Genomic DNA, 7410 nt, shown 5'->3' on the forward strand with positions numbered 1-7410 from the left:
GCTTTTGTCGGGCGCAGGGATCACAGCCATCGCCGGCGGGAGTAGGATGCAAGGCGTCGGAGAGCACAACCATGCCAGATCTGGAATCCCTGCAAGTCTTTCAAGCCCTTAACCGCTCGCCCAACGCACGCCTGGAAGCCTGCGCCGAGCTCGGTGACGGCTTGTCTGCGGCCTTGTGGAGCAACCATCACGATTCGCAGGACTACCAGGCACCGACCCATCACACCTTGTCCTGCTACATCGGCGGTGGCACCGGCACGTTTCGGCGCGATCAGCCAGGCACCAAAGGTGGCCCGGACAAACTCTGCATCCTGCCCGCCGAACACCAGTCAGCCTGGGTGATCAACGGCGAGATTCGCCTGGCCCATGTGTATTTCAGCCCGGAGCAATTTGCCCTCGGCTGCGTCACGCTGCTTGACCGCGAGCCGCGCGAATTGCAATTGCGCGAAAGCACCTTCCTCGAAGACGCCAGCCAGGCCCAACGCTTTCATCAACTGATCGCGCTCAACTGGCACGAGCCCGCCGAGCGCCTGCTGACCAGCAGTCTGGCCCACGAGATGCTCAGCCACACCTTGCTCAGCCAAGTCGGCGCACGCAATGGCCTGCGTTTGAAAGGCGGGTTGGCGGCGCATCAGCGGCGGCTGTTGGTGGAGTTTATCGACCACCATCTGGAAGACCCGATCAGCCTCGGGCAACTGGCGGGTATGTGCGCGCTGTCGGAGTACCATTTTGCGCGGATGTTCCGCCAAAGTTTCGGCCTGCCGCCCCACCAGTACCTGTTGGCGCGCCGCCTGGCACGTGCGCAAGCCTTGCTGCGCGGCGGCGCCCTGCCCCTTGGCGAGATTGCCTGGCGGTGCGGCTTCTCCAGCGCCAGCCACTTTACCCACCGCTTTCGCCAGGCCATGGGCGCCACGCCCGGGGAATATCGCCAGGCATTCTGCGCCTAGACCATCAAGCCCAATGTCTTGGCCTTGGCCACCGCTTGGGTGCGCCGCTCCACGCCAAGCTTGCTGTGGATGCGCCGCGCGTGGGTCTTGACGGTGTGCAGCGAAATAAACAGCCGGTCGGCGATTTCCAGGTTGGAGTTGCCCTGGGCGATCAACTGCAGCACTTCCAGTTCGCGTTGGCTCAGCGGGTTTTCCACCACGCCACTGGGCGCCGCCGGGGTTTCCAGGCCCAGCTCAATCAATAGCCCCGGCGCACGCAAACGCAGCTCGCGAATCGCCTGCTGCACCTGGCAGCGCTGCGCCAGCTCCAGCCCGGTGTGCAGGGCGCGCCGGGCTACGGCCGAGTCGCCCAACTGCCAGGCCACTTCACCCAGCACCAGGTGCAGTTCGGTTTCCAGGCAGAGCATGCCGCGTTGCTGCGTGGTGTCGAGCAAGGCATACAGGCGCTCCAGGGGCTGAACGGCAACACCCAGCTTCACCTCGGCCAGCACCAGCAGGTATTCCAGGCGTGGAATCAGTTCCAGGGTGGCCGGTGGTGCCTGCCGGGCCTGTGGCCCACGGAAGTGGCGCAGTACACGCCGCACCGCCTCCACGGTCAGTTCGGCTCGGCCCTGTTGCAACCAGAAGTGCCCACTGACCAACAGCAGCACCGCGCGGTAGACCGAGTCCGGCACATGGCGCTGCTGCATCAAGCGCTCCGCCTCGCGCAGCTGGAAAAACGCTTGGGCGTAATCACCCTGGTTGGCCGCCAGTAGCGCCAGGCCGAGAAACCCGTAGAGCACGCGCTTGTCCTGGCTGTGCAGGCACAGGTTCAACCCGTTCTCGAAACATTCACTGGCGAGCGCGTCCTGGCCTTGGCGTAACGCCAGATGCCCGCGCCGCAGGGCGATGCGCCCTACCAGTGGCCCCGCCTTGAGGCGCTGGCGTGCCAGCATCGCCTGCACATTTTCCAGCAGGCTTTGCGCCCGATACGGTGCGCCGCGCTGCTCCAGTAATTGCGCGTGATCCAGCTCCAACAGCGCCTCCAGCACCAATGAACCATGGGCACGCGCCAGGCACAGCGCTTCGCGGTTCAAGGCTTGGCTGACGTCCAACTCGCCGCGCAGCAGGGCTTGCTGGGTCAGGCCCGAAAGGCACATCAGCCGGGATGTCCAGGCGCTGTCGGGCAACGCTTGCAAGGCCTCCAGAAAATGCTCGCGGGCGCGCTCGGCGTCCCCATTGAGGTGCAACAACCAGCCCCATTGCGCCTGCCAGCGCGCCAATAAATGCCGCTGTTTCGCCGCCGTCGGCTGCGGTGCAAACCGGGCAAGCTGGTCGATACACACACCGGCTTGCTCAAAGCGCCCGGCGAACAGCAATGCGGCCGTCACCAGCCCCACCAGTTGCGCCGAGCCCAGCATCAATTCATCGCCATGCTGCTCATGCAAACGCAACAGCAGTTGCGCATTCTGCTGACGGAACAGGTCTTCAAAACTGAAGTGCTGCAACAGGCTCACCGCCACCTCAAACGCTTCGGCCAGCAAGGCCTGTTCAAACGCGGCTTGCCAATCGCACTCGGTGGCAAACCATTGGCAGGCGCGCCGATGCCAGGAGCGCTTGGCCGACCAGGGTTCATCGCGCAGCAAGCGTGCGAGCGGCGGGAACACCTGCAGCCAATCGGTGGTGTCTTCCCAGGGCTGGATAAAGGCGCCCAATGCCTGCAATTCGCGCAGGTAGTGGTCACCGTCGCCAGCGCCGAACAGGTGCTCGCACAGGCTCGGGTTGAAACGCGGCAGGTGCGCCAGTACCCGCCAGGCCTCAGCCAACTCGGCCGGCAAGGTGCGCAGCAGTTCGTGTTGCAGGTAGTCGAGCAAGGTCTTGTCCGGGTGACCATCACCGAGCAAGGCAATGCGCACCCCAGCGCACCAACCGCCGCTGAACTGCATCACGCTGTCGAGGCTTTGATCGGGGCCAAGCAGTTGCTGGACCTGCACCGGGCTGAAGTTCAGCTCGCTGCACACCAGCAGTTCATCGTCGAGCAACAGGCGCGGCCAGTTGCACGCTGGTCGCCGCCGCGCGCCCAGCCACCAGGTCAGCGCCGGGCTGGCGACACTGAGCAAGCGATCGAGCAAAGCATCCAATTCGGGCGCGGGCAGGCGGCAGTAATCATCCAGGAACAACCAGGCCGTGGGCTGCCAGCGGCTGAGGTCAAGCGACAAGGTGGCTTCATCGACAAACGCCAGCCCCAGGTTGTGCGCCAAGCGTTGACACAACTCATCGGGGCTCAAGGCCACGCCATTGAGTGGCAGCCAATACACCTGGCAACCCTTGGGCGCCTGCAAGGCACACTCGGCCAGCAATGCGCTTTTGCCACTGCCGCCCGGCGCGCACAGCAACTTCACCCTTACGGTTGCTGCGAGCAACGGCTCGGTCAATTGCGGGCGTAACAAGTGATGGGCGGACAGCCGTGGCATGAATCCAGGACGGTCCAGGCAGCGGGTCATGGCAGTCATTGCTGCATCCTGCGTTTTTATTGTTATGCAACCTGACGCCACCCTAGTCCTGTGGTTGGCGGTTGTTGAAGAAGTATTCAGCGGGGTGATCAGTGGCCATGCACAAAACCCAATGTGGGAGCGGATTTGTGTGGGAGCTGGCTTGCCTGCGATGCAGACACCTCGGTCTCACAGCCATACCGAGGTGATGCTATCGCAGGCAAGCCAGCTCCCACACAAGCCAGCTCCCACAGGTTGATTGCATTTCAGATGGGGATCAGCGAACGCCCTCGGACCGCAGCGCTGCTGGCGTGTAATCCGCTGCCTTGGCCGCGAAGCCGAACACGAAACTGCGCTTTTCCTCATTCTTCATGCCGAGCGCGATGTAGCGCCCGGCAATGATGTCGTACAGGGTTTCCACGGTGTAGGCCGGCACCTGGTGGTCGTAGTAGAACTGTGCGTGGCCTTCAGCAACGCGCCACAGTTGGCCACGCCCGTCGTAGTGGTCCACCAGCGCGACCTGCCAGCTGTCTTCGTCGATGTACATATGGCGCTTGGCGTAGATGTGCCGCTCGCTCGGCTTGACCGTGCCGACCACTTCCCACACGCGGTGCAGCTCATAGCGGGTGAGGTCCTGGTTGATGTGCCCAGCCTTGATGATGTCGTCGTACTTGAGGGTCGGCGAGTCGAGCTTGTAGCTGTTGTAGGGGATGTACATCTCTTTTTTGCCGACCAGTTTCCAGTCGTAGCGGTCGGGAGCGCCGGAGAACATGTCGAAGTTGTCGGTGGTGCGCAGGCCGTCGGAGGCAGTGCCCGGGCCGTCATACGAGACTTGCGGTGCACGGCGCACGCGGCGTTGGCCGGCGTTGTAGATCCAGGCCAGGCGCGGCTCCTTCACCTGGTCGAGGGTTTCGTGCACCAGCAGCACGTTGCCCGCCAGGCGTGCGGGCGCCGTCACCGATTGCTTGAAGAAGCTCAGCACGTTGGCCGCCTTGGCCTGGTCGATATCCGGGATGGCTTGCGGCACCGCCACTTCTTCCTCGAAGCGAATCGGCGTGTAGCTGCCATTCGTTTGCGGCGTAGCCTGGGTGATGATGCGCTTGAGGTTACCGCCGTGGTAACGGGTGATGTGGTTCCACAGCACTTCCACGCCATTTTTCGGGATCGGGAACGCGTAGTAACGGTTGCCGGTGAAGTTTTCCAGGCCGTTACCGTCGTTGATCGCGTGCACGTTCAGCGCGCTGCGCTTGATCGACTCGTAGATATCCGGCGGCAGGTTGACCGTGCGATGCGTCGGGTACACCGGGATCTTGTAGGTCTCGGGGTAACGCTTGAACATCGCCACCTGGCCCTCGGAAAGCTTGTCTTTGTATTTGTCGACCGTGGCGGCGGTGATCACGAACAGCGGTTTTTCATTGGCGAACGGGTCCGCCAGAAAGCCTTTGCTGTCCACCGCGCCAGCGTTTTTCGGGATGCCGCCGGTCCAGGCGGGGATCGAGCCGTCGGCGTTGCCGGCTTTTTCGGCCCCCACTGGCGTCAGGGTAGTGCCGAGCTTGGCCGCCTCTTCGGGCGAGACCGCGGCCATGACGTGGGCGGTCAGTACACTCAGGGCCATCACTGCAAATAGCTTACGCATAGGTTGTTGTCCTTCCTTAAACCAAGTCAGAAGTTCACGCCGAAGCTGAGGGCGATAAAGTCGCGGTCGGTGAGGGTGTTGTAGTCACCGCCAAAAAAGTCGGTGTAGCTCAGGCTCGCGGTGTAGGTGTTGCGGTAGTCCGCGTCCACGCCGACGCTGATCGCCTTGGCGCCTTCGTTGAAAATGCCGTTGGGGCCGTAGCCACTGACGTCATGGGACCAGGACAGGTTGGGCTTGAGGTTCACCCCGGCGAACACGTTGTTGTAGTCGAGGATCGCGCGGGCGCGGTAGCCCCAGGAGTTGGCGGTGACGAAGCCGTCGGTATCGCCGCCAAACCCATAGGCGCCGTACACCGAGTCGCGGCCGTAGCGCAGTTTGGTCTTGGCTTCCAGCCCGCCGACGTGCACATACGCCGCCTCGCCCACCAACGTCAGGCGTTCGGCACCCAGCACCTGGTCGAAGAACTGGGTCATGGTGCTCTGGATCTGGGTGATTTCCTTGCGGCGGTAGCCGGAGTTATCCGAGCCGAACGAACTGCGGATCGGCGAGGCGGTTTGGCCGGCAATCGGGTTGACCAGCGCCAGGGTCAGGTCAGTGGTGTTGAGTTGCACCGGCGCATTCGGCCGGTAGCTGATTTCGCCGGTCCAGGCCGTGCCGGTGGGCAAAGTGGTGGAAAAACTCGCGCCGTACAGGCGGATGTCTTCCGGGTAGTCGAGGTAATACTGGCCACGCCCGAGCATGGTGCTCTGGGCCAGGCCCGCGCCGGTACCTGGGGCAATGGCGTTGGCGGTATTGATAATGCGGCCGATGGTGGCCAGGTTGGTATTGGCGGTAATCGTGCCCACCGTTGGCGTGCGGCTGTGGTAGTTCATGAAGTAGAGGCCGTACTCGGTGTCGTCACCGAGCCAGCGCAAGGCCGCACCGAACTGGCCGCCATCGCGCGCTTCGCGGTCGTTGGCGCGCTGCACCACCACGCCTTCGCGGGTCACCTGAAAACCCTGGCCGAACGCTGCGGCCACCGGTTGCAACGGCGCAATCGCCGGGCTGCCGACCGTGTAGTTGCTGTTGCAGCCGTGGGCCACCACGTCGTTACCGAAGAAAGTGCCGCAGTTATCCACCACGGTGTTTTCCCAGTTGAGTTGGTAGAAGCCTTCTACCGACAGCTGGTTGGTCAGGCTTTGCGACGCGAACAGCATGTTGACCGGGATCAGGCCTTCCTTGATCTCAGCGCCCGGACGGCGGAACGCTGAGACGTCGATGGGGTTGATGCTGTTGATCGAGTTACCGATAAACGTACTTTCCCCCCAGCTCACCACCTGTTTGCCGACCCGCACGGCGCCCGGCAAATCGCCGATGGAATAGTTGTGGTACACGAAGGCATCCAGCAGCTCATAGCCGGACGAGCGCGCGCCTTCGTCGCGGTGGTTGTTGCTGATTTGCTTGAACTCGCGGTTTTCGTCCTGCAGTTCGAAGTCGTACCAATACTTGCCACGCACAAAGATGCCGCTGTCGCCGTACTTGAGTTCCAGGTCGTGAATGCCCTTGAAGATCTTGGAGAAGGTCTCACCCTTCTTGAAGTTCAACCGCCCGTCATCACCGGTGGACGCCTGCCCAGTGCCGCCGTTGGGAATCCCCACCAGCTTCTTGTCGGCATCGCGCATGCCCCAGCTGGCGCCGACCGACAGCGAGGAATCGAATTGCCCTTCGATCTCGCCGATATTGAATGAAACAGCCTGTGCCTGGGCGCAGAAACCCAGCGCAACCGCCGTGGCCAGCGCCTGTGGCGTGAAGATGGCGCGCATTGTTGTTTTTGTCATGCGTCTTCCCCGGTGAGTGACAGAAGGCCCCACCCTACTGCCGCCCGTCGGGAGCGATAAGCGCACCAAAGGGGTATTCGTGGTGTCGCTCGAAAGGATGAGCAGCCGCTCTGGCCGGGGTTTGCGCGCGACCATGGATTAGGCAGATGGCGGATTATCAGGAGGATGGATAGCCGCAAGCGATCGTTACTGAAATTGCAACAGTCCTTGTCCTGAACTGCTATTACTCATTTTGTTACAAGCGACTATTCTTAACGCACTTTCAGGGCAAATGGCCCGCTTGGGTAAATCCAGGAAAAGTCTGATTCCAATAGATTGGCCTAATGTTTCAATCTATTACCGCTGTTCACTGACGTTGATTTGTCGCTCCTTGATCCAACGTCTTACTTCGGCCGCTGCGTTTGCAGCGGCCTTTTTTATGTGCGCCAGGCATGGCGCGTTGCGCGAAGCGCAACCAGCTTGGCTGTGGTGGCCTCGCTGGTGACTTGGAGGTGAAAGTCCTCTACACACCCGGCAAGGGGAAGTGTTAGCCAGAGGCA

4 protein-coding genes are annotated in these 7410 nt (G+C 62.2%); 1 reads left to right on the plus strand and 3 read right to left on the minus strand.

What is annotated here, in order from left to right; translation table 11 throughout:
- The first annotated feature begins 71 nt into the window (after positions 1-71).
- Positions 72-947 carry a helix-turn-helix domain-containing protein gene (locus ACTD9P_RS21300; protein ID WP_138813894.1) on the plus strand — a complete coding sequence of 292 codons (876 nt, stop codon included), beginning with the start codon at positions 72-74 and terminating at the stop codon, positions 945-947.
- Here ACTD9P_RS21300 and ACTD9P_RS21305 read toward each other — a convergent pair.
- The 3 genes from ACTD9P_RS21305 to ACTD9P_RS21315 all read right to left on the minus strand — a co-directional run bounded on the left by ACTD9P_RS21305 (position 944) and on the right by ACTD9P_RS21315 (position 6871).
- Positions 944-3439, minus strand: coding sequence for a LuxR C-terminal-related transcriptional regulator (locus ACTD9P_RS21305; RefSeq protein ID WP_438869246.1), 2496 nt, complete (start codon positions 3437-3439; stop codon positions 944-946). The two genes, ACTD9P_RS21300 and ACTD9P_RS21305, sit on opposite strands and share 4 nt — an antisense overlap.
- A gap of 256 nt (positions 3440-3695) precedes the next feature.
- Positions 3696-5054 carry a DUF1329 domain-containing protein gene (locus ACTD9P_RS21310; protein ID WP_438869247.1) on the minus strand — a complete coding sequence of 453 codons (1359 nt, stop codon included), beginning with the start codon at positions 5052-5054 and terminating at the stop codon, positions 3696-3698.
- A 26-nt stretch (positions 5055-5080) separates the two neighbouring features.
- Positions 5081-6871 (minus strand): DUF1302 domain-containing protein, encoded by a 1791-nt coding sequence (locus ACTD9P_RS21315; RefSeq protein ID WP_138813892.1) that lies wholly within the window; start codon positions 6869-6871, stop codon positions 5081-5083.
- Positions 6872-7410 lie beyond the last annotated feature (539 nt).

Origin of the sequence: Pseudomonas onubensis (assembly GCF_965653655.1) — a bacterium.
In the GTDB taxonomy this organism is placed as follows: domain Bacteria; phylum Pseudomonadota; class Gammaproteobacteria; order Pseudomonadales; family Pseudomonadaceae; genus Aquipseudomonas.